The following is a 22,129-nucleotide window of genomic DNA, read 5'->3' on the forward strand; positions in this document are numbered from 1 at the left end:
CGCCAGCGGCCTGTCCCCGGCAATCAGTCCGCATCAGTGGGGCGCGCCCGGTACCTGTTCAGCGCCGGCCTGGTGATATGGCTCAACGGCCGCCACTACCCAGCAAGCTGGCCAGCATCGGCTGGAAGTGATGCGGGGTGATGCCCAGCGCGGCCAGGCCGTCGTGGCGTCCCACCGAGTCGGTACGCAGCGACAGGAAGTTGTCCAGCGACATCGGCTTGCCGGGCAGCAGGCCGGCCACTTGCGCCTGCAGGCGGCCCAGGCTGTCGGGCAGGCCCAGAATCAGCCGATGCATGTGGCCGGCTTCGGCCACCATGCGCACGATCTGTTCCAGCGTGAACACGTCCGGGCCGTACAGCTCCAGTGTGCTGCAGCGGCTGATGCGCGAATCGGCCACCGAGCGCGCGATGGCGGCGGCGACATCGCCGGCATACACCGGCGCCATGCGTGACTGCGGGCGCGCCAGCGGCAGCACCGGGCTCAGTTTCAGCAGCTTGGCAAAACGCGTGACCAGGCCATCGCCGCGGCCGAAGATCACGCTGGGCTGGTAGATAGTCCAGATCAGGTCAGAGGCCTTGACCCGAGCCTCGGCCTCACCGCGCGTTTTCAGGTAGCGCGACAGTCCCTGGCCGGCCTTCAGCGAGCTCATCTGGTGCAGGCGCGAAACTCCGGCGCTGTTGCAGGCGGCGATGACGTGCTCGGTCAGTTCCACGTGCGCGCGCTGAAACGTGGCGCGGCCGGTCTCGTTGAGAATGCCGACCAGGTTGATCACCGCATCGGCACCGGCGAAGTGTCCGGTCAGCGCCTGGCGGTCGTAGACATCGGCGCTGTGCATGCGCACGCCGGGCAGCACCGCCAGCGCGCGCTGGCGATTGCGATTGCGCGAGAGCAACAGCAGCTGGTGTCCGTCGGCGGCCAGACGCGGCACCAGATAGCTGCCGACAAAGCCGGTGGCGCCGAGCAGGACGATGCGCTTGGGTTTCATCAGGCCGGGTGCTCCTCAGGCAAGTTCCAGCACAATCTTGCCGATATGGCCGCCGTTTTCCAGCAGACGGTGGGCCTGGCTGGCCTGCTCGAACGGCACGCGGGCATGGATCAGCGGCGCAAACTCGCCCGCGTCCAGTCGTGGCCACACCTGGTGACGCAGCTGGTCGGCAATGACCGCCTTGGCCTGCGCCGATTGCGGACGCAGGGTGGAGCCGCTCAGGCGCAGGCGCTTTTGCATCATGGTCATCAGGTCCAGCGTGACCTCGCGCCCATGCTGGGTGGCGATCTGTACCAGCCAGCCCTCCGGCGCCAGCACTTTTAGATTGCGCGCGAAATAGTCGCCACCAATCATGTCCAGCACCACGTCGACTCCGCGCCCTTGCGTGGCCTGGTCGATCACCTGGACAAAGTCCTGGTCGCGGTAGTTGATGGCCTGCGCGCCGAGCTGGCGGCAGCCATCCAGCGTGGTCTGGCTACCGGCGGTGGCGAAGGTCTTGACGCCGAACGAGCGCGCCAGCGTCAGCGCCGTGGTGCCGATACCGCTGGCGCCGCCGTGCACCAGCAGCGACTGGCCAGAGGCCAGCTGCGCGCGCATGAACAGGTTGCTCCACACCGTGAAATAGGTTTCTGGCAACGCGGCGGCCTGCGCCCAGTCCAACGGCGCCGGCTTGGGCAGACACTGGCCGGCCGGCACGCACACGTACTGGGCATAGCCTCCGCCGTTGCACAGCGCGCACACGGCATCGCCGAGCTGCCACTGGCTGACGTTGTCACCCAGCGCGTCGATCTCGCCGGCCACTTCCAGGCCGGGAAGGTCCGAAGCGCCGGGCGGCGGTGGATACTTGCCGGCACGCTGCATCAGGTCGGGCCGATTGACGCCGGCCGCACGCACGCGGATGCGAACTTCACCGGCGCCGGGCGTGGGCCGCTCGCGTTGTGCGGGCGTCAGTACGTCCGGGCCGCCGGGGCGGCTTATCTCGATCACCTGCATGTCAGTCACGATCGCCTCCTTGTCATTGCGCGCCGCCAGTGGCGGCGGGACGGTGCGGGCCACTGGCCGCTTGCGGGGCCGGGTCCGGCGCCGGGCAGCGCACCGGTTTGTGCACACTGTTCGGGCCCGGCGGCTGATAGGGCTGGCCAAAGCGCGGCATGCGTGCGCTCAGGGCGCTGGCGTAGCCGTGCAGGCGCCAGTCGTAGATCACGCTGAAGGCCATCACCCTGGCCACATAGTCGCGGGTTTCGTGAAACGGAATGGTGGCCACGAATACGTCCGGCGGCAGATCGCCACGTGCGGCCAGCCACTGGTCGACGCGTCCCGGGCCGGCATTGTAGGCGGCACTGGCCAGCCACGGCGCGCCGTTGTAGCGCCCGGCCATCTGCGACAGATAGTGCGTGCCCAGTGCAATGTTGGTGCGTGGGTTGTACAGATCCTGCCCGCCGCCGTAGCCGATGTTGTAGCGACGCGCGACCAGGCTGGCAGTAGAAGGCAGCAGCTGCATCAGTCCACGGGCGTCGGCGCCCGAATGCGCATCGGGCATCCAGGCACTCTCCGCGCGCAGAATCGCATAGGCCCAGGCCGGATCGATGCCGGCATCGGCCGATTGTTCGGTGACGCCATCCTGGCGCGCCAACGGAAAGCGATAGCGGTAAAGATGCAGCGCATCGCCGGAGCTGAAGGTGAATATGGCCCGATCGTACCAGCCACGCTGATAGGCCAGATGCGCGGCCAGGCGCTTGGTGTCGGTGCTGGCATCATCCAGCGCGCGGTTCCACTCGCGGCGTGCCTGCGGCAGCAGGTCCACGGCGAAAAGCTCGAAGGCCCGTTCCAGACCGGGGCGCTGCAGCAGGCTCTGCTGGGCCACCGGGCGGTCATCCAGGCTCAACGGGCAGATCGCGTAGGGTCTGCCGGCACGGTCGGCGGCCAGGAAGCCATAGTAGGTGGCCTGTTCGGCCAGCTGGTCAAACGCCTGTGTGGCCTGGGACGAGCGGCCCAGCTTGGCCAGGGCGCGAGCACGAAAGTACTGCCATTCATCGTCATCGCGAAGATCGGCCGGCATGGCGTTGATGGCCGCCAGTGCAGCCTTCCAGTTGCGTCGCGACAGCGCCACGCGGGCGCGCCATTCGCGGGTGGCATCGGTTTGCGCCGCCGCCGGCAGGGCTTCCAGCCGGTGCAGGGCGTTGTCGGAAAAATCAGTGGCCCGGAACAGCGCCAGGTCCGCTTCGATGCGGTGGCGCTGCTCGGCGCTGAAGCCAAAACGGTGGCGCAGTTTCTTCCAGGCGGCATCGGCCTGGTCGCTGTCGTGGCGCGCCATCGCGGTCATGGCGAGCGTCACCGCCTGGCGGTTGTGGGCGGTGTTGGGCCAGCGCTGTGCGGCGGCCAGGGCGCGTGAAGGGTCTCGCACACCCAGCGCCAGGTGCTCGGCCGAGGCGCGGTCGGCCTTGGGCAGCCAGCGCGCCAACGAGGCGATGGTGCCGCCGCGGCGCGCTTCGGCGGCGGCCTCGATGCGTGCCCACAGGCGCTTGCGGGTCAGCAGCCCGTGCGCCTGCGCCCAGGTTTGCACCGGGTCGCAGGCATTGGGCAGCGATGGCTTTCTCCACAGCTGGGCCAGGTCGCGGTCGAAGCTCAACGACTGGCCGGCGGCCAGTTTGGCCTGCAGCGCATCACAGGCCAGCGTGTCGCCAAGCCCGGGGCGGTACATGGCACGAAAATCGCCCCAGTCCTTGCGCCGGGCCAATTCATACAGGTAGCTGCGGCGCAGGCGCTGTGCCGGAATCATATCCGGGTAGCGGGCCATGTAGGCTTTCACGCGGGCCGGCGAAGCACTGCGCAGATCATGCCGGATCGCGGCCGCTTCCAGGTACGGATACAGCGGATAGTCCTTAAGCCCGCTGGCGGCGGCGCGCCAGGCATTGCCACCTTGCGACCGGGCCATTTCATAGGCCTGCTTGAAGGCGCTGCGTTGCGCGTCACGTGTCATCGGCGCTGCCACCGCCGCGCTGCTCAGCAACAGACACATCCATGCCATGCCCGTGCGACGGGCCCCTTTGCTCCACTTCATGCCGATCCGGGTCGCTTGCCTGCAAATACGTCAGCGTAACGGCTGCTGGCCGTACCTGAGCTGTATCGAAAATCCGACGTTCTTTGTGCGGTTTACCGCGTTCGAAGGACGCAGTTTCGCATGTGTGAGAGAAACGCATTCCAAGCTTGCAAGTAAACGTTTTCTTTATATTTAAGTTTTTGAATTTATTTAGAAAGAAAGCGTCCTTTCGTGATCTTCACCTTTGCTGCAGTGCAAATTGACAGCGCTATCATTCGCGCCCATCTTCAGCCTGTAGACGTTGTGAGCCAGATCACAGAACGCCGCCGCCGGTGACTTTGGATCGGGCCGGTCGAATCGATTGCACAACGCCTCGGGGTGGCTTTTTGCGTTCCACAAAAAGCATCTGTCAGGCCATGACTGTGGTGTCCACGCCGTCGGTGATCGGCAGGACACCGGTCAGGGGATCCAGGTCTGCCGGATAACGTTGTCACATTGAAGATCACGTGGCCGTTCCACGTGACTCATGCCCCCTGTGTGGGGCAAGAGGGGAGAAAAATGAGCATGATCCGCAGTGAAACTTCACGCCTGCAGCGTACTCTCGCGCGCAACCGTCTGGCGGTGGCGTGCATGGGTGCGTTGCTGCTGGCCGCGTCGGGCAGCGTGTACGCCGCCGATGGCACGCAGGCTGCCAGCCAGAACGCCGGCCCGCAGGCGCAGGTGCCGACCAAGGCGCAAAGCAAGGCAAGCAAGAAGAAGAAAAAGCAGGCCGCGCAGAACCTCGCCGCGGTCACCGTCACCGGCATTCGCGGCAGTATCGCCAACTCGCTGGCGATCAAGCAGAACGCCAGTGATCTGGTCGAAGTGATTTCGGCCGAGGATATCGGCAAGCTGCCCGACGCCAGCATCGCCGAAAGCCTGTCGCGCCTGCCGGGCCTGGCCACGCAGCGCGGTACCGATGGTCATGCCAACGAGATTTCCATCCGCGGCCTGGCACCCAACTTCACCGGCACCACCATCAACGGCCGTGAAGAAGCCACCACCGGTGAAAACCGTGGCGTGCAGTTCGACCAGTTCCCGGCCGAGCTGATCAATGGCGTCACCGTGTACAAGACGCCCGATGCCTCGCTGGTCGGCCAGGGCCTGGCCGGCACCGTGGATCTGCACACCATCAAGCCGCTGGACTACAACGGCATGAAGATGGTCGCCAACGTGCGTGGTGAGCGCACCAGCAACGGCAAGCTGATGGACGGTGTGGGTGTCAGTGACACCGGCCATCGTGCCAGCTTCTCGTTCATCGACCAGTTTCTCGATCACACGCTGGGCGTGGCCGTGGGTGTTGCCCAGCTCGACTCACCTTCGCAGCAAAAGCAATACCAGTCCTGGTGGTGGAGCGTGGACAACGGCCCGGCCGGTGTCGACCAGAACTGGGGCGGGCCGCATACGCCGGGCTTGCCGGACAACGTGATTTCACAGGAAGGCATGCAATTGCGCGTGCGCTCCACCGATCAGGTGCGCGACGGTCTGATGTCGGTGATCCAGTGGGCACCCAATGACTGGTACTACTCCTCGCTGGATCTGTTCTACTCCAAGTTTGATCGTCGTGCGCACCAGACCGGCCTGCAGTGGTCGTCCAGTCCGTACGATGGAGTGACCTATGACAACCCGGGCACCACGGCTGCCTCGCCTTACCCGATCGTCACCTCCGGCACGGTGAACAACATCGCGCCGATCATGCAAAACGAGTACACCCGGGAAAAGGACCACTTGTTCTCGGCCGGCTGGAACAACGAGTTCCACATCAATGACAACTGGACGGTCACCACCGACCTTTCCTACTCCAGTGCACGGGTGGCGTTGCACGATGCCTATGCCTTTACCGGCCTGCCGGATGGCCAGCTGATGAGCGTGGGCTTTGGTGTGCCGTCGGGCTATGACTATCCCAACTTCAACCCCTCGGTAGACCTGTCCGACCCGGCGCAGGTGGTATTCACCGATCCGGACAAATACGGCTACAACGGCCGTGCCGAGTTCGATCACCAGAAGGATGAGATCAAGGCGTTTCGCCTGAACGTCAATCGTCAGCTGGGTGGCATCTTCGACAGCGTCGATTTCGGCTTCAACTACTCGGATCGCACCAAGACCAAGCGCGCCGACGTGTTCTTTGCCTGGCTCAACGGCAACGGGTCCACTGCCGACACCTACGATCCCAGATACAGCGTACCGGTGGAAAGCTCCGCCCTACTGCCGGCGACCTCGCTGGGCTACGGCGGCATCGGCAACATCCTCAACTATGACGTGTTGCAGGCGATGTCGGATCAGTTCTACCTGACCGCACGCAATGGCCAGAACGACTACAACCGCAACTACTCGGTCGAGGAGAAGGTGCCGCTGGGCTATGTGAAGTTCAACATCGACACCATGCTCGGTGACATGCCGCTGACCGGCAACGCCGGCGTGCAGATGATCCACACCATCCAGTCGTCCAAGGCGCTGCAGACCAACGGCGACAGCCTGGCCGGCTCACTGTATGGCCGTTACGCCTACAACAACGTGCTGCCCAGCCTGAACCTGAAGCTGGCCATGCCGTATCAGCAGTTCCTGCGCTTTGGCCTGGCCAAGGAGCTGGCGCGCGGGCGCATCGATGACGAGAAGATCGCCTCCTCGGCCGGTGTGTACGAAGTGCAGGACGGCCCGGCCGCCGGTCAGGTGCTGTGGTCGGGCAGCGGCGGCAATATCAGGCTCAAGCCCTACGTGGCGGTGGGTGCCGACCTGCAGTATTCGAAGTACTTCGGCAAGGCCAGTTATGTAGCGATGGATGTGTTCAAGAAGAACCTGCTGAACTACATCTACACCAACACCGTGGTCAACTACGATTTCTCCGGCTACACCAACGACAACCCGACCCTGACGCCGTCCAGCACCACCGGCTCATACACCACACCACAGAATGGCACTGGTGGCATGATGGAGGGCCTAGAGTTGTCCGGTGCTATCGAGGGCGACAAGATCAGTCCGGTGCTGTCAGGCTTCGGTGCGCAGGCCAACTTCTCGCTGACCAACTCGGCCATCCCGCAGAGCACCATTGCCTCGATTCCGGGGGCGCCATCCAGCCTGCCGGGCCTGTCGCGAAAGGTGGCCAACCTGGCGCTGTATTACGAGGCCCACGGCTGGCAGATCCGTGTGGCCGAGCGTTATCGCTCCAGCTTCACCGGTGAAGCGGTGGCACTGTTCGATCAGCTGGGCTACACCAAGGTGCTGGCGAACAAGGAAACCGACTTCCAGGCCAGCTACGACTTCTCCGGCGCGCGAACCAAGGGCTTGTCGGTGGTGCTGCAGATCAGCAACCTGACCAACGAGCCGTACAAGACCGAGCAGATTTCCGGTCTGCCCGACGGGGAGAAGGTCGGACTGCCGCTGGAGTACGACACCTGGGGCCGTACCGTGCTGTTGGGTGTGAACTACAAGCTGTAAGTGATGCAAGCGAGCCGGGCGCGCTGAGACAGGCGCCCGGCCGCTTTCGTTTTTGCCGCCAGCATGCTGCCGGTCTTGCCCGGCCGCGCGCCATGTTGCGGCCTGACGCTGCCTATTGGAGTTGCCGTGCCGTTGTTGTCCCGAGTTTCGCGTGTGCTGTTGCCGGCAGTACTGGCCGCCTCTGTGATCGGTGTGCAGGCTGCCGATGCGCCACTGGTGAAAGCCTGGTTGACGGTGCCGGCTGGTACCCAGCGCCTGAGCCAGGTGGCGGTGCAGTCTTCGTCGAAGGCGGCCGGCGCCGTTGCCATCGACGTGGATACCGGCACGCGTTATCAGCGCATGATGGGCTTTGGTTCGTCCATCACCGATGCCAGCGCGCAGCTCATGCAGACGGCGCTTTCTCCGTCTCAGCGTGCCGCGTTCCTGTCGCGCATGTTTACGCGCAAGGACGGCGGGCTGGGGCTCAGCATGACGCGCATCACGCTGGGCGCGTCGGATTTTTCCACCCACGACTACAGCTTCGACGACATGCCCAAGGGGCAGGCCGATCCGACGCTGGCACATTTTTCCCTCGCACCCGATCACCAGTATCTGATTCCGGCCATGCATGCGGTGCAGGCCGTGCAGCCGGCGCTTCGCACCATCGCCTCGCCGTGGAGCGCACCGGGTTGGATGAAATCGAGCGACAGCCTGATCACCGGACACCTTTTGCCCAAGTACCAGTCGGTGTTCGCCAATTACATGATCAAGAGCGTGCGTACGCTCCGACAGGCCGGCGTGCCGGTCTGGGCGATCACGCTGCAGAACGAGCCGGCCTTCGAGCCGAAGAATTACCCGGGTATGCGCATGCCGGGCAAGACGCGCGCGCAGGTCATCGGCAAATACCTGGGGCCGCGTATGGCCGCCTCGGGGCTTCATACCGAAATCCTGGACTGGGACCATAACTGGAACCACCCCGAACAGCCGCTGACGGTGTTGCGCGATGCGCGTGCCTCCAAGTATGTGGCGGGTGTGGCCTGGCATTGCTACGAGGGCGATCCGGTCGCCCAGTCGCAGGTGCACGACAAGTTTCCGCACAAACAGGTGTTGATGACCGAGTGCGCCGATGGCGAGTGGGAGCCGGCCAAGAGCGGCGGCGCGGTGTGGCTGGCCGACCGCGTGGTGCTTGAGCCGATTCGCCACTGGGCGCAAGCGATCGTGCTGTGGAACCTGGCGCTGGACCCGCAGCATGGCCCGCACCTGGGCGGGTGCGACACCTGCATCGGCACCGTCACCATCGATCCGGCCAATGGCCATGTCACGCCGATGAACGGCTACTACGCGTTGGGCCACTTCAGTCGCTTCGTGGTCAGGGGCGCGGTACGCGTCAAATCCAGTCGGGCCGCGCACGGCGTGGCCAACGTGGCGTTTGTCGATCCGGACGGCACGCGCGTGCTGGTGGTGATCAACCGCGCCAAGAGTCAGCGCAAGGTGCAGGTGGCGCAGGGCGGCACGCACTTTGGTTTTGCCATGCCGGCGCGCAGCCTGGCCACGTTTACCTGGAGCGATTGAGCCGCGCCAGCTGCACGCCAGCTAAACGCTGAAGCGGCGCAATGAACAAGATGGCCGCCGGGTCATGCCGCGGCCATCGCCGCACGCCTATGCTTGGGAGCTTATGCGTGCCTGGACTTTTCCCATCCGAATGCGTCGTCTGATCGTATTGGCCGTCATGCTGGTGGCGGCGCTGGCCAGCCTCGGCTACTGGGCCTGGCTGGGTCGTCCGGTGTCGATGCCCGACGCGCCCAGCGCGCGCGTGGCCTGTGTGTCATACACGCCGTTTCGCCGGCCCGGTGAATCGCCCGATCAGCCGGGCGCGTTTGTCTCGCCGCGGCGCATTGCGCATGACCTGAAGCGCCTTTCCACGCGTTTTGACTGCGTGCGCACCTATGCCCAGGGCATGGGCCTGAGCGCCGTGCCGCGCATCGCCAGGCGCTTTGGCATGAAGGTGCTGATGGGCGTGTGGCTGTCCGATGACCGCCAGGCCAACGCCAGCGAGGTGCGCCAGGCGATCGGTACCGCACATGCCAATCCTGGTGCCATCCGCGCCATCGTTGTCGGCAACGAAGTATTGATGCGCGGGGAGCTTTCGCCTGGACGATTGGTGGCCTATATCGATCAGGTGCATCGCGCGACCGGACTGCCGGTGACCTATGCCGATGGCTGGACCTTGTGGCAGCAGTACGCGCACGAGGCCGGGCTGGTTCATGCCGTGTCGTTTGTGACGGTGCACATTCTGCCGTACTGGGATACCGATCCGGTGCCGGTGAATCGCGCCGTGCACTATGTGGCCGCCATCTACGCGCGCATGCAGCAGGCCTTTCCGAACAAGCGCATCCTGATTGGTGAGACCGGCTGGCCCAGCGAGGGCAAGCCACGCCGTGGCGCGGTGCCAAGTCGCGTCAGCGAGGCGCGCTACGTGCGTCGCTTCCTGCGCTTTGCCGATGCGCATGATGTGTCCTACAACCTGATCGAATCGTTCGACCAGCCGTGGAAGCGGGGGCTGGAAGGCACCGTTGGTGGTTACTGGGGGCTGTTCGATAGCCATGCCGACCCCAAGTTTCCACTCAAAGGCCCGGTGGTGGAGGTCGCGCGCTGGTGGCAGGGTTGGTTGGGGGCTGCGGTGGTGGCGCTGATTTTTGCGGCGCTGGGTGGCGGCGGCTTGCGGCAACGGACGCTGGCGGCGTTGGCGGGCCTGACCACGGGCGCGGCGCTGGCGGCCTCGATACGGCAGATGGGGCATGCCTTTGTCGGCCCGTGGCCCTGGCTGCTGGGTGGTGTGGCGCTGCTGGCCGCGTTGGCCACGGCGCTGGCGACGGCGCGAGAGCTGGCGGCCTGGTGCAGCAATGCGGCCAGGGGCCACCGGCACGCGCCTTGGTTGGCCTCGCCACAGGCGCATGCGCTGTGGCTGCTGGCGCTGAGCTATGTGAACCTTTTGCTGGTGTTCGATGGCCGCTATCGCGACTATCCGATCGCCCTTTTCATCGTGCCGGCACTATGGCTGGCGCTGTGCACGCTGGCCGGTCGCAGCCGTGGGCTCGATCGCGTCGAGACGCGCCTGATGGCCGCATTTGCGGCACTGAGCATGGTCGTGGTGCTGTGGCGTGGCCATGGCGCCAACGCCGAGGTCTGGATGTGGGCGCTGTGCAACGGCCTAATGATCAGCCCGTGGTGCGCCGGCTACCGCGCCGACCTGGCAACGCGCCAGGCCAAGCACGCCCAGCAGCACCGCCACCGCGCCGGGCTCGGCGTGGTAGAGCACCATCGCCATGACGCCGCTGACAGCCGCCAGCCAGGCAACGGAGGCGCGGCGCCATAGCAGCAGCCCCAGGGCCAGGCCAAGCGACAGCCAGATCACCGGACCTTGCGTCATCCACACCGCAGCGCTGCGCACATGGCAGGGCACGCTGGCGCCGTGCGTGAAGCAGTGCTGGGTGAAGCGTGCATTCTCGATCCAGCCGGTGCGCAGCCAGACCAGGGCACCGGTCCAGGCGGCCAGCCCCAGCCACGGCCACAACCGGCGCGCGCGCATCAGTGCGCGAACAGCCGCACGGGAATCCGGACTTCGGCCGCCAGCGGCAGATGGTCGGAGAACGCCTCAGCCAGCGTCCATTGCCGCAGCACCTGGATATCGGCCGAGGTGAAGATGTGGTCGATGGCACGCTGCGGACGCCAGCTGGGGAACGTCGGTACCGGTTCGGCCGGCGGCGTCAGTGAGGTACGCGCGAACAGGCGCTTGAGCTCGGGGCTGGTGATCTCGGTGTTCAGGTCGCCCATCAGCACCGCATGCGGATGCTCGCTGAGCAGCTCGCCGATGAAGCCCAGCTGGCGATCACGCGCCGCCGGCCCCAGCGACAGGTGCGCCACGGCCACCACCAGCGCCTCGCGGCCCTTGCCGAAGCGCGCCAGCATCACGCCGCGCCCGGGAATGCGCCCGGGCAGCGGGTAGTCCAGCACCTCGGTCGGCTCGTGGCGACTGATCAGGCCATTGGACGAATGCGCCAGACGCGCCACCGGGCGGTTGGGCTGATGGCTCCAGTACGGCATGCCGGCGGCATCGGCCAGGTACTGGGTCTGGTTGCGAAAGCCCGAGCGCAGGCTACCGGCATCAGCCTCCTGCAGGCCGACCACATCGAAGGCCGACAGCTCGCTGGCCAGCTTGTCCAGATTGGCCTGTTTGGCACGAGTGGGCAGCACACTGGCCCAGCTGCGCGTGATGTACTGGCGGTAGCGCTGCACACTGGCGCCGGCCAGGATGTTGCAGCTGAGCAGCTTCAGCGTGGTTTGCAGATCGTCCGTGTCGGTCATGAGGCAGTGTATGGCAAAGGGAAGCGCCGGTACCCGCAGCGGGGCACCGGCGATGCCTATTAGCCTCCGGCCTTGGCCTTGAGTTCACGCTGAATCAGCCAGCGCGTGAGCTTGAGCAGGTCGTCCGGTTCCAGCGCGGCGGTGCGGTATTTGCCGTTGATGATCATCGTCGGCGTGCCGTTGACCCCCCAGTCGCGCACCAGCTTGTCGTCGCGCTTGAGCAGGGCATCGGTGCGCACCGAGTTGGCCGCGGCCATGAATTTGGCGCGATCGACGCCTTCGCGGGCGTAGAAATCGGCCAGATCATCCAGCGAGTTGAGCGGATAATGCTGGTCGAATTTGGCGTGGAAGAGCGCCATGTGCGTCTTGTCCAGCACCCCCAGCTCCCTGGCGGCATAGAAGGCGCGCGCATAGGGTTCCCACGCCGGGCTGAAGTTGGCCGGCACAAAGTGGAAGCTCACGCCCTTGGGCAGCGACTTGCGCAGCTTTTCCACATCCGGCGCGAACATGTCGCAGTGGATGCAGCCATAGGAAAACACTTCCACCACCTCGACCTTGCCCTTGGGCGAGACACGTTCGGGGTGGTCGATCTTGAAGTACTGCTGGCCTTGCGTGTACGGGGCGTTGCTGTCGGCGGCGGCGCAGGCGCTGGTCGCTACCAGGCACAGCATCAGCAGGGCAATGCGCTTGAACATGTGAATACGAACTCCTTTGCGGCGGCTGACCTTACTGGCCGGCCGCCTCCTTGCGAACCAGGTACTGGGCCAGTTCGACGGCCTGGGCATAACCGCCAGCGCTCTGGATGTCGAAGCGGTATTTGCCGTCGACAATAAAGCTTGGCGTACCCTGGACACCGTAGGCCTTCACCAGTTCATCGGCGCGCTTCATTTTCAGGTTCACGCTGAAGGAGTTGGCGACCCCCACGAAGTCGCTCTTCTTGATGCCGTACTTGGTGTAGAAGGTGGCGATCTTGTTGATGTCCGGCCACTCGGACTTGGGCTTCAGGGTGCCGGTGGCCAGGTTGTACGAGCCGACCGAACCATCTTTCCAGATCGCATCGAACATCGCATCGTAGGTCTTGTCGGCCACGCCCAGCGCCTTGGCCGCATAGTAGGCGCGCTGATAGACCGGCCAGTTCTCGTCGGGGCGGAAGGCGGCCGGCAGGTAGGTCATCACCGCGCCGTCGGGCAGGCTCTTGGCCATCTGGTCGACCGTCGAGTGCGCGTGGTAGCAGGCCGGGCAACCGTAGGAGAACACCTCGGTGACGTTGATCTTGCCCTGCTCGATGACCGGCTGCTGCGGCTGGATCAGATAGTAGTTGGTGCCCTCTACCCACTTGCCGTTGTCGTGGAACGGCTGGGCGGGCTTTTTCGGTGCCGGCGACGTGCTGGCCTGGGCATCGTTCTGGGCCGCGCTGGCCGAGGAGCTGTCAGTGGCCGGCGCGCTGTTGGTACTGGCCGTGCTGGCACTGGCCGGTGCCTTGGCGGCGCTGCTGGCCGGCGCCGGCGTGGCCGCGGCTTGCTGGGTGGTGGTGGCCGGCGTGGCCGGTGCGCTGGTGTCGGACGAATCGCCCTGATGTGAGCTGCAAGCGGCCAGGGCCACGGCGGCCAGCAGGACAGGGAGGCGTTTGAACATGGGTCAACCTAAGAGTCGTGCAATGGGGAAGGGAAGGCAGGCGGCCTCAGGGCGCCGCGCTGCCGGTGGTTTCATTGGGCGCCGGGCCGTGCAGGCCCTCGACATAGCTGGACACGGCGGCGATTTCCTCGGCGCTCAGGCGCTGCGCAATCGCCGGCATGATCTTGGCGTGGGCATCGCTGCCCCAGCTGGTGCCATCGTGCCATGCCTTGAGCGTCGCCTGGATATAGTCCGCGTGCTGGCCGGCCAGCTGCGGGTAGGGCGCGCCAGGGTTGCCGCGTCCGTCCGGACCGTGGCAGGCCATGCAGGCCGGCACATCCTTGCTGGCATCACCCTGGCGATAAAGCGTCTCGCCGGCCTTAACCAGTTTCTCGTCGGCCACGCCCGGGCGTGAGGTCTGGCTGGCGAAATAGGCGCCCACATCGTGCATGTCCTGCTCGGACAACTGCGCGGCAAAGCCCAGCATGATCGGATTCTGTCGTACGCCGTGCTTGAAATTCTCAAGCTGGTTGACGATGTAGTGCTCGCTCTGTCCGGCCAGCTTGGGGTACTGGGCATCGGTGGAGTTGCCGTCCGGGCCGTGGCAGGCGCCGCAGACGGCGGCCTTGGCCTGGCCCTTGGCAATGTTGCCGGAAAGCTCGCCAGCGGCATGCGCCGGTGCCTTGGGGGCGTCCTTGATGGGCCCGGCCGCATTCTGTGCGGTGCCCAGCGCAGACGCGGTAGGGCTGGCCGCAGCCGCGCTGCTGGCGGTGGTGGCGGGTGTCCCCTTGCTGGTCCCTGGGGTGTCCTGCGCCATGGTCGTGCTGCTGGCGCCGAGGCTGGCTACGGCAAGGGCTACGAACCACGAAACACGCATAGATACTCTCCGAGTCAGGTTGCTACGGCCGAGCTATCGCAATCGATCGATTATTACCACGCTCAGGAACACGGTCAAACCGGCGGCGGGCGTGGCTTCCCCTGGTGCCATGGCAGGGTGCCACGGCGATGGCGGCGCGCCTAGTCGTGCGACCCGATGACGCACGCGGCGGCTGCAGCGGCGCGCCGGCTCGGCCATACTTGGCACCTTCACCGATCAGGTCGCGCGGCCCAGCGCCGTGGCGACCGTGTCCAAGGTAGCCAATTTCAATGAGTGCCAATCCCCTGCAGCGGGCCGAGTTCGTGCTGGCCGCGCATCGCATCCACCAGTTGCCGGACGATGTCGGCGCCGAAGTGGCCTTCGCCGGGCGTTCCAACGCCGGCAAGTCCAGCGCCCTGAATACGCTGACCGGGCGCAACGGCCTGGCGCGCACCTCCAAGACGCCGGGCCGCACCCAGCTGATGGTGGCGTTCGAGCTCGATGAGAGCACGCGCCTGATCGATCTGCCCGGCTACGGTTACGCCAAGGTGCCCGAAGCGATGCGCGAGCATTGGCGCCACGAGATCGACGCCTATCTGCATCGCCGGCGCAGCCTGCGCGGGGTGGTGCTTCTGGCCGATATCCGCCACGAGCTGAAAGAGTTCGATCGCACGATGCTGACCTTCTGCCACGAGATCGGTCTGCCGTGCCACCTGTTGCTGACCAAGTCGGACAAGCTGTCGCGCGGCGCGGTGGCCAAGTCGGTGGAGGCAGTGCGCAAGCTGGCCCGTCAGCAGGGCTGGAGCGCCACCATGCAGGCGTTTTCCTCGCACGATGGCACCGGCGTGGAAAGCGCGCGCGAAACCGTGCTGGGTCTGCTCGCTGGCGAGCCGCGTCCGGCGCTGTGAAGCGGTGTCCGGCCGGACGCCCCGAGCTTAGCCGTCGATAGCGGCCAGGAAGGCGCCGCAAAGCGCCTCCATGCCCAGGCGGTCGTCCTCGTCGAAGCGGTTGGGCAGTGGGCTGTCCACATCCCACACGCCCAGCAGCTGGCCATCGGCGCGGCGCAGCGGCACCACGATTTCCGAACGCGAGGCCGCATCGCAGGCAATGTGGCCGGCGAAGGCGTGCACGTCGGCCACCAGCTGTGTCGCGCCGCTTTCGGCGGCGGTGCCGCATACGCCACGGCCCAGCGGAATGCGAACGCAGGCCGGTTTGCCCTGGAACGGGCCGACCACCAGCTCGGTGCCGTCGTAGAAATAGAAGCCGGCCCAGTTGATGTCGGGCACTTGCCCAAACACCAGCGCGGCGAAGTTGGCGGCATTGGCGATCAGGTTCGGCTCGTCCTGCATCAGGCCTCGCGCCTGCAGCAGCAGCTCTTCATACAGCTCGGCCTTGCTGGCCGCGGCGATGGGCGTGTGATCGAACATGGCGGTGTCTTCGGGCTGGGGTGGGACGGCAAGGCCCGGTATTATCGCGCGTTTGATCCGTTTTGCGTGGGACAGTACATGAGCGATCGGCATGACCATCCGGAGCACGGCGCATGAGCGCGCCGTGCGTTTTCATCGCCGGCACGGATACCGGCATCGGCAAGACCCACGCCAGCGTCACATTGATGTACGCGCTGCGCGAACACGGCCTGCGTGTGGCAGGCATGAAGCCGGTGGCCAGTGGCTGCGATGAGACCGCCGATGGTCGTCGCAATGCCGATGCCCTGGCGTTGCAGGCAGCCGGCTCGCCGATGCCGGCCTACGCCAAGGTGAATCCGGTGGCGCTGCGCGCGCCGGTGTCGCCGCACCTGGCCGCCGAGGAAGAAGGCGTCGTCATCGACCTGGAGGCGCTGTATGCCGGCTACCAGGAACTGACCAGCCGCTATGAAAGCGTGGTGGTCGAGGGCGTCGGGGGCTGGATGGTGCCGCTGGGCGATGAGCTGATGGCCGGCGAACTGGCGCGTCGCTTCGAGCTGCCGGTGATTCTGGTGGTGGGCCTGCGCCTGGGCTGCCTCAACCACGCCCTGCTCAGCGCGCGCGCGATCCAGGCCGACGGCGCCCGCCTGCTGGGCTGGGTCGGCAACCGCATCGATCCGCACATGGACATGGTCGACGCCAACGTGCGCACCCTGCAGCGGATGATGCCGGTGCCGTGCCTGGGCGAACTGCCGCACGGGGAGTCGCCGCTCAGTGCCGCCCGTCACATCAGCGCCGCCGCCGAGGCGGTGATCGCCGCTGCCAAGGCTTGAGCTCGCTTTAAGCCGGGGCGCGCTAAGCTGCGCGCCTTGGCTATGAGAAAAGGAATCGGGCCCATGAGTACCCGTCAGCGCTACTACCTGAGCATTGATGATCTGGCCGCCGCGCGCGGCGAGGACGCTGAGCTGGCGTTCGATGGCAAGAGCCCGCAGGCACTGGGCCAGGCCGTGCAGTCGGCGTTGCAAAGCGATGCCCTGTTCGAGCGCTGGCGTGCCAAGCAGCCCGAGCCCGATGAAGTGGACCCGGCGTTGGCGCCGGTCGATCCGCAGGCCCAGGCGCAAGCCAGCCAGGCCGATCTCAAGGTCGACCTGACCGTGACCACCACGCTGCCCATGCGCGTGCTCAAGCATCGCTTGGGGCTGTTGCTGGGCCCGCACTGGCGCCTGCACGACGTGCGCACGGCCTGATTTCTCACCCCGCACGCTCACCCCTGCCGAAAGTCATGGTCGCTTGGCCGTGACGCCCGGCGGCGGGTAAAGTGATTTTTTCGCGTTCAACGTTTCGACGGCGCGGCGCATAAGGCGCTGCGCCACCACCACACGAAGGGGACATTCCGCGATGTACCGGATCCGCACGCTTTCCATGGCGGTGGCCGCCACTTTTGCCCTGGCTGCCTGCTCGCACTCCTCGCCGGAGAACAAGTCCGCGCCCGCCCCGCAGGCCAGCGCACCGGCCACGGCGGCCAGCAGCGCCGATGCTGCCAAGCAGGCCAACCCGTTCTTCCAGGCCAGCACGCTGCCGTTCCACGCGCCGCCGTTCGACCGCATCAAGGACAGCGACTTCCAGCCGGCCATCGAGAAGGGCATGGCCGAGCAGATGGACGAGGTCAACAAGATCGCCAACAACCCGGCTGATCCCACCTTCGACAACACCATCGTGGCGATGGAGAAGTCCGGCCAGCTGCTTAACCGTGTGTCGATGGTGTTCGATGCGCTGACCAGCGCCAACACCGATGACACGCTGCAGAAGGTGCAGGAAGAGGAAGCGCCCAAGCTGGCCGCCCATCACGATGCCATCTATCTGAACGCCAAGCTGTTCAACCGCGTCAAGACGCTCTACACCAAGCGTGACTCGCTCAAGCTCGACCCCGAGCAGAGCAAGCTGCTGACCGTGTACTACAACGACTTCGTGCATGCCGGCGCCAAGCTGTCCGATGCCGACAAGTCCAAGATGCGTGACATCAACAAGCAGCTGTCGACGCTGACCACGCAGTTCACCAACAAGCTGCTGGCCGGTACCAAGGCCGCCGCGCTGGTGGTGGACGACAAGTCCAAGCTGGCCGGCCTTTCCGACAACGAGATCCAGGCCGCCGCGCAGGCCGCCAAGGATCGTGGCCTGGACGGCAAGTGGGTGCTGCCGTTGCAGAACACCACGCAGCAGCCGGCGCTGGCCGAGCTGAGCAACCGCGACGTGCGCCACGAGCTGTTCGAGCACTCCTGGACGCGCACCGAGCAGGGCGGCGCCAACGACACGCGTGACACCATCTCGCAGATCGCCAAGCTGCGTGCCGAGAAGGCGGCGCTGCTGGGTTACCCGAATTTCGCCGCGTACAAGCTGTACAACCAGATGGCCAAGACGCCCAAGACCGTCGAGGACTTCATGGACAAGCTGGTGCCGGCGGCCACCGCCAAGGCACGCGACGAGGCCAAGGAGATCCAGGCCGAGATCAACAAGAGCGGCAAGCACTTCAAGCTTCAGCCGTGGGATTGGGAGTACTACGCCGAGAAGGTGCGCAAGGCCAAGTACGACCTCAATGAAGACCAGATCAAGCCGTATTTCGAGCTCAACAACGTGCTCAAGAATGGCGTGTTCTACGCCGCGCACGAGCTGTACGGCCTGACCTTCAAGGAGCGCAAGGACATTCCGGTGTACAACCCGGATGTGCGCGTGTTCGAGGTGTTCGACAAGGACGGCTCGCCGCTGGGCCTGTTCTATTGCGACTACTTCAAGCGCGACAACAAGGCCGGCGGCGCCTGGATGAGCAACTTCGTCGGCCAGTCCAAGCTGCTGGGCACCAAGCCGGTGATCTACAACGTGGCCAACTTCACCAAGCCGGCCCCGGGCCAGCCGGCGCTGCTGACCTTCGACGACGTGACCACCATGTTCCACGAGTTTGGTCACGCCCTGCACGGCTTCTTCGCCAGCCAGACCTACCCGACGCTGTCGGGCACCAACGTGGCACGCGACTTTGTCGAGTTCCCGTCGCAGTTCAACGAGCACTGGGCGCTGCAGCCGCAGGTGTTCAAGCACTACGCGGTCAACTACAAGACCGGCAAGCCGATGCCGCAGGCGCTGGTCGACAAGATCAAGAAGTCGGCCAAGTTCAACCAGGGCTATGCGCTGACCGAGCTGCTGGCAGCTGCCGAGCTGGACATGCAGTGGCACACCATTCCGGCCGATGCGGCCAAGAAGGACGTGGACAAGTTCGAGGCCCAGGCGCTGAAGACGACGCATCTGGACCTGTCCTACGTGCCGCCGCGCTACCGTTCCAGCTACTTCCTGCACATCTGGGGCAACGGCTACGCGGCCGGTTACTACGCCTACCTGTGGACCGAGATGCTCGATGACGACGCCTACCAGTGGTTCAACGACCACGGTGGCCTGACCGCCAAGAACGGCCAGCGCTTCCGCGACATGATCCTGTCGCGCGGCAACACCGAGGACCTGGCCAAGATGTTCAAGTCGTTCTACGGCAAGGACCCGGACATCAAGCCGATGCTGAAGAACCGCGGTCTGGTGCCCAGCAAGTAAGCGACTGGCCATCACCTGTGGTGACACGAAAAAAGGCCCGCCATTCGGCGGGCCTTTTTCTTTGCCTTGGCGCACCGGCGTGGTTTACGCCACGGTGCGCCGGCATCAACGCATCGGCGTGCTTTAGTAGGCGAAGGCTTTGAACACCGGGTCCACCGAGCCGTTCCATTCGCCGTGGAACAGTTCCAGCTTGCGTTCGGCCGGCGTCTGGTTGGCCTGGGCGAACTCGATCAGCGGCTCCAGGTAGATCGTTTCATCGGCGCCATTGGCATTGAGCTGGGCCCGGCGCTTCAGGCCGTGGCCGGCAATCTTCAGCGTTTCCAGTGCCAGGTCGCACACGGTGCCGTTACGGAACGGCAGTTTCAGCGCGTGCTTGGGCACGCCATCGCGCAGGGCGTTGCGTTCGGCCATGGAGAAATCCTTGACCAGATCCCAGGCCGCATCCAGCGCGTCGTCGTCGTACAGCAGGCCAACCCACAGCGCCGGCAGCGCGCACAGTCGGTTCCACGGCCCGCCATCGGCGCCGCGCATTTCCAGGAACTGCTTCAGGCGCACTTCCGGGAACACGGTGGTCATGTGGTCGGCCCAGTCGCGCAGCGTCGGCACCACGCCGGGCAGCTCGTCCAGCGTGCCGTCCATGAAGCGACGGAAACTGCGACCGGAAAGGTCGATCAGCTGGCCGTTCTGGATCGAGAAATACATCGGCACGTCGAGCATGTAGTCGACCCAGCGCTCGTAGCCGAAGCCATCCTCGAACACGAAGTCGAGCATGCCGGTGCGGTCCGGATCGGTATCGGTCCACACGTGCGAGCGGTAGGAGAGGTAGCCATTGGGCTGGCCGTCGGTAAACGGCGAGTCGGCAAACAGCGCCGTGGCGATGGGTTGCAGGGCCAAGCCGACACGGAATTTCTTCACCATGTCCGCCTCGGAGGAGAAATCCAGATTCACCTGCACCGTGCAGGTGCGCGTCATCATGTCCAGGCCCAGGTCGCCGCGGGTGGGCATGTAGCGGCGCATGATGCCGTAGCGGCCCTTGGGCATCCACGGCATCTGCTCGCGCTTCCACTTGGGCTGAAAACCCATGCCCAGGAAGCCCAGACCCAGCGGATCGGCCACCGAGCGCACCTCGTCCAGGTGCCGGGTCACCTCGCAGCAGGTCTGGTGGATGGTTTCCAGCGGCGCGCCGGAAAGCTCCAGCTGGCCGGCGGGCTCCAGCGTCACCGAGGCGCCGTTGCGCGACAGTGCCACCGGCTTGCCGTCCTCGGCGGCCACCTGCCAGCCATGGCGCTCGGCCAGACCTTCCAGCAGCGCGCGGATGCCGCGCTCGCCTTCGTACGGCGGCGGCGTCAGGTCATCCAGATAGAAGCCGAATTTTTCGTGCTCGGTGCCGATGCGCCAGGCCTCGCGCGGTTTCTCACCGGCAGCGATGGACTCGACCAACTGGTCGCGATGGGTAATCGACGTGGTTTTCGCGGCGCTGGGAATCGACACCGGGAGATCCTTGAAGAGGCAATCGGGCGAAGATGGGGACGTGCTCGGGCAAATGGAAGGGGCGGCGCGCGCCCGCATCCATGCCGATGGCTCATGAGCGCGGTGCGTTGACCGCGGCCAGGCGGCGCGCGTCCTCGCCCCAGCTGGGCGCGTCGGCAATGGCGTCCAGCACCTGCTCGGGCTCATCGACCAGCTGCCACATGGCCGCATGTTCGGGGTTCATGAAGCGCTCGGCGATGATGTGCTCCATGAAACGCACCAGCGGCGTGTAGAAGTTGCGCGTGTTGAGCAGGATCATCGGCTTGAAGTACAGCGCCAGGCGCTTCAGCGTCATCGCCTCGAACAACTCCTCCAGCGTGCCGCAGCCGCCGGGCAGGGCAATCACCGCATCCGAATCGGTCAGCAGGCGATGCTTGCGCTCGCGCATGTCCTCGACCAGCTGCAATTCGGTCAGGCCGGGGTGGCCCCACTCCAGGTCGGCCATGAAGCGCGGCAGGATGCCGATCACCTCGCCGCCGGCCGACAGCGCACCATCGGCCACCGCGCCCATCGAGCCGCGCGAGCCGCCGCCGTAGACCAGGGTATGGCCGGCTTCGGCAATCAGTGCTCCCAGGCGATGGGCCGCTTCACGGTAGCGGGCATCGGCATGGTCGGAGGAGGCGCAGTAGACGCAAATGCGCATGGGCGTGATATCCGTCGGCAGGGTGTCTGCCGGTCATTATCGCGCCTATGCCGACAGATGCACGCCGTGCGCGCGAGCGGCGACGGATTTAGTGCGCCGGACAACGCAGCCGGCGTACCAGCGCCGGATCAACGCCCTGTTTTTGCGCGATGCTGGACACCGTGGGAATCGGTCGGCGTCCCAAGGTGCGCGCTCTTGCCGGCATAAACTGATCGTCGTGGCAGCTGTCGGCGCCGTGTCTGAGCACAGGTATGTCTTGTCGCTTTACGTCGCGTCACCACGCTCGCGAGACCGAGGGAGTTGCAGCGTAGAGATGTCGTCGTCGCCACTGCTCGATCACGGCTTAGCGTGCGAGCTGACACAGGTGCTGAGTTTGGGCGTGCGTACAGGCGCGCTTTTGCGCAGGTGCCACCGTTTGCGTAATCGATGAGGCGGCTGACACCCAGGCCAGGGGCGAGAAAAAAATCACCAGCGCCATATTCCATCCTTGTCGCATGCTGACCGCCGTATCCGTTTGGCTGTGTTCCCAAGTATGCCTTGGTGATGATCAGACATAAAAAAAGCCGGCACAATGAACTGACCCCCAGAAGTTGGACATCGATCCAACCTCTGGGGGTTTTTCATGTCCAAATACGACACCAAGTTCAAG

17 protein-coding genes are annotated in these 22,129 nt (G+C 65.4%); 7 read left to right on the forward strand and 10 right to left on the reverse strand.

Going from position 1 to position 22,129, the window contains the following annotated elements; translation table 11 throughout:
• Positions 1 to 82: 82 nt before the first annotated feature.
• From HBF24_RS11990 to HBF24_RS12000, 3 genes are read right to left on the reverse strand one after another with little or no spacing between them, the layout of a single operon-like run.
• Complete coding sequence (locus HBF24_RS11990) at positions 83 to 985, reverse strand: complex I NDUFA9 subunit family protein (RefSeq protein WP_167173182.1); 903 nt, start codon at positions 983 to 985, stop codon at positions 83 to 85.
• 15 nt (positions 986 to 1,000) lie between these two features.
• Positions 1,001 to 1,978: an NAD(P)H-quinone oxidoreductase gene (locus HBF24_RS11995; protein WP_206064316.1), complete on the reverse strand. Its 978-nt coding sequence runs from the start codon at positions 1,976 to 1,978 to the stop codon at positions 1,001 to 1,003.
• 22 nt (positions 1,979 to 2,000) lie between these two features.
• Positions 2,001 to 4,046, reverse strand: a complete 2,046-nt coding sequence (locus HBF24_RS12000) for a transglycosylase SLT domain-containing protein (protein ID WP_167173184.1) — start codon at positions 4,044 to 4,046, stop codon at positions 2,001 to 2,003.
• Positions 4,047 to 4,583: 537 nt separating this feature from the next.
• Here HBF24_RS12000 and HBF24_RS12005 point away from each other — a divergent pair.
• From HBF24_RS12005 to HBF24_RS12015, 3 genes are all read left to right on the forward strand, one after another.
• Entirely contained in the window at positions 4,584 to 7,499 is a 2,916-nt protein-coding gene (locus HBF24_RS12005) for a TonB-dependent receptor (RefSeq protein WP_167173186.1), read from the forward strand.
• Between the two features lie 126 nt (positions 7,500 to 7,625).
• The gene (locus tag HBF24_RS12010) at positions 7,626 to 9,050 is read left to right on the forward strand and encodes a glycoside hydrolase family 30 beta sandwich domain-containing protein (RefSeq protein WP_167173188.1); all 1,425 of its coding nucleotides are present in this window, start codon (positions 7,626 to 7,628) and stop codon (positions 9,048 to 9,050) included.
• Between the two features lie 130 nt (positions 9,051 to 9,180).
• A complete protein-coding gene (locus HBF24_RS12015; RefSeq protein ID WP_206064305.1) occupies positions 9,181 to 10,854 on the forward strand; it encodes a glycoside hydrolase family 17 in 1,674 nt (557 codons plus the stop codon).
• Between the two features lie 212 nt (positions 10,855 to 11,066).
• On the opposite strand, the gene HBF24_RS12020 is transcribed toward HBF24_RS12015, so the two are convergent.
• Genes HBF24_RS12020 through HBF24_RS12035 form a run of 4 tightly spaced genes read right to left on the reverse strand, consistent with a single transcriptional unit; the run spans position 11,067 to position 14,334 of the window.
• On the reverse strand, positions 11,067 to 11,843 hold the full coding sequence (locus tag HBF24_RS12020) for an endonuclease/exonuclease/phosphatase family protein (RefSeq protein ID WP_167173190.1): 777 nt from the start codon (positions 11,841 to 11,843) through the stop codon (positions 11,067 to 11,069).
• A 59-nt stretch (positions 11,844 to 11,902) separates the two neighbouring features.
• Positions 11,903 to 12,538, reverse strand: a complete 636-nt coding sequence (locus HBF24_RS12025; RefSeq protein WP_167173192.1) for a thiol:disulfide interchange protein DsbA/DsbL — start codon at positions 12,536 to 12,538, stop codon at positions 11,903 to 11,905.
• A gap of 31 nt (positions 12,539 to 12,569) precedes the next feature.
• Positions 12,570 to 13,478 (reverse strand): thiol:disulfide interchange protein DsbA/DsbL, encoded by a 909-nt coding sequence (locus HBF24_RS12030; RefSeq protein WP_167173194.1) that lies wholly within the window; start codon positions 13,476 to 13,478, stop codon positions 12,570 to 12,572.
• Positions 13,479 to 13,524: 46 nt separating this feature from the next.
• A complete protein-coding gene (locus tag HBF24_RS12035; RefSeq protein ID WP_240922505.1) occupies positions 13,525 to 14,334 on the reverse strand; it encodes a c-type cytochrome in 810 nt (269 codons plus the stop codon).
• A 269-nt stretch (positions 14,335 to 14,603) separates the two neighbouring features.
• On the opposite strand from HBF24_RS12035, the gene yihA reads away from it, so the two are divergent.
• Positions 14,604 to 15,221, forward strand: a complete 618-nt coding sequence (gene yihA, locus HBF24_RS12040) for a ribosome biogenesis GTP-binding protein YihA/YsxC (RefSeq protein ID WP_167173196.1) — start codon at positions 14,604 to 14,606, stop codon at positions 15,219 to 15,221.
• 27 nt (positions 15,222 to 15,248) lie between these two features.
• On the opposite strand, the gene HBF24_RS12045 is transcribed toward yihA, so the two are convergent.
• The gene (locus tag HBF24_RS12045) at positions 15,249 to 15,740 is read right to left on the reverse strand and encodes a GAF domain-containing protein (protein ID WP_167173198.1); all 492 of its coding nucleotides are present in this window, start codon (positions 15,738 to 15,740) and stop codon (positions 15,249 to 15,251) included.
• A gap of 113 nt (positions 15,741 to 15,853) precedes the next feature.
• On the opposite strand from HBF24_RS12045, the gene bioD reads away from it, so the two are divergent.
• The 3 genes from bioD to dcp all read left to right on the forward strand — a co-directional run bounded on the left by bioD (position 15,854) and on the right by dcp (position 19,307).
• A complete protein-coding gene (bioD, locus tag HBF24_RS12050) occupies positions 15,854 to 16,549 on the forward strand; it encodes a dethiobiotin synthase (protein WP_167173200.1) in 696 nt (231 codons plus the stop codon).
• A 63-nt stretch (positions 16,550 to 16,612) separates the two neighbouring features.
• Positions 16,613 to 16,963 carry a hypothetical protein gene (locus tag HBF24_RS12055; protein ID WP_167173202.1) on the forward strand — a complete coding sequence of 117 codons (351 nt, stop codon included), beginning with the start codon at positions 16,613 to 16,615 and terminating at the stop codon, positions 16,961 to 16,963.
• A 151-nt stretch (positions 16,964 to 17,114) separates the two neighbouring features.
• A complete protein-coding gene (gene dcp, locus HBF24_RS12060; protein WP_167173204.1) occupies positions 17,115 to 19,307 on the forward strand; it encodes a peptidyl-dipeptidase Dcp in 2,193 nt (730 codons plus the stop codon).
• A 123-nt stretch (positions 19,308 to 19,430) separates the two neighbouring features.
• On the opposite strand, the gene HBF24_RS12065 is transcribed toward dcp, so the two are convergent.
• Positions 19,431 to 20,798, reverse strand: coding sequence for a glutamate--cysteine ligase (locus tag HBF24_RS12065; protein ID WP_167173206.1), 1,368 nt, complete (start codon positions 20,796 to 20,798; stop codon positions 19,431 to 19,433).
• Positions 20,799 to 20,889: 91 nt separating this feature from the next.
• On the reverse strand, positions 20,890 to 21,480 hold the full coding sequence (locus HBF24_RS12070) for a TIGR00730 family Rossman fold protein (protein WP_167173208.1): 591 nt from the start codon (positions 21,478 to 21,480) through the stop codon (positions 20,890 to 20,892).
• Positions 21,481 to 22,129 lie beyond the last annotated feature (649 nt).

The sequence above is a fragment of the Oleiagrimonas sp. C23AA genome (genome assembly GCF_011759385.1).
GTDB lineage: Bacteria > Pseudomonadota > Gammaproteobacteria > Xanthomonadales > Rhodanobacteraceae > Oleiagrimonas.

Excerpts from the sequence above, each read along its gene's own strand:
- HBF24_RS11990 (WP_167173182.1), bottom strand. The coding sequence starts at position 985 with ATGAAACCCAAGCGCATCGTCCTGCTCGGCGCCACCGGCTTTGTCGGC.
- HBF24_RS11995 (WP_206064316.1), bottom strand. The coding sequence starts at position 1,978 with ATGCAGGTGATCGAGATAAGCCGCCCCGGCGGCCCGGACGTACTGACG.
- HBF24_RS12000 (WP_167173184.1), bottom strand. The coding sequence starts at position 4,046 with ATGAAGTGGAGCAAAGGGGCCCGTCGCACGGGCATGGCATGGATGTGT.
- HBF24_RS12005 (WP_167173186.1), top strand. The coding sequence starts at position 4,584 with ATGAGCATGATCCGCAGTGAAACTTCACGCCTGCAGCGTACTCTCGCG.
- HBF24_RS12015 (WP_206064305.1), top strand. The coding sequence starts at position 9,181 with ATGCGTCGTCTGATCGTATTGGCCGTCATGCTGGTGGCGGCGCTGGCC.
- HBF24_RS12020 (WP_167173190.1), bottom strand. The coding sequence starts at position 11,843 with ATGACCGACACGGACGATCTGCAAACCACGCTGAAGCTGCTCAGCTGC.
- HBF24_RS12025 (WP_167173192.1), bottom strand. The coding sequence starts at position 12,538 with ATGTTCAAGCGCATTGCCCTGCTGATGCTGTGCCTGGTAGCGACCAGC.
- HBF24_RS12030 (WP_167173194.1), bottom strand. The coding sequence starts at position 13,478 with ATGTTCAAACGCCTCCCTGTCCTGCTGGCCGCCGTGGCCCTGGCCGCT.
- HBF24_RS12035 (WP_240922505.1), bottom strand. The coding sequence starts at position 14,334 with ATGCGTGTTTCGTGGTTCGTAGCCCTTGCCGTAGCCAGCCTCGGCGCC.
- yihA (WP_167173196.1), top strand. The coding sequence starts at position 14,604 with ATGAGTGCCAATCCCCTGCAGCGGGCCGAGTTCGTGCTGGCCGCGCAT.
- HBF24_RS12045 (WP_167173198.1), bottom strand. The coding sequence starts at position 15,740 with ATGTTCGATCACACGCCCATCGCCGCGGCCAGCAAGGCCGAGCTGTAT.
- bioD (WP_167173200.1), top strand. The coding sequence starts at position 15,854 with ATGAGCGCGCCGTGCGTTTTCATCGCCGGCACGGATACCGGCATCGGC.
- HBF24_RS12055 (WP_167173202.1), top strand. The coding sequence starts at position 16,613 with ATGAGTACCCGTCAGCGCTACTACCTGAGCATTGATGATCTGGCCGCC.
- dcp (WP_167173204.1), top strand. The coding sequence starts at position 17,115 with ATGTACCGGATCCGCACGCTTTCCATGGCGGTGGCCGCCACTTTTGCC.
- HBF24_RS12070 (WP_167173208.1), bottom strand. The coding sequence starts at position 21,480 with ATGCGCATTTGCGTCTACTGCGCCTCCTCCGACCATGCCGATGCCCGC.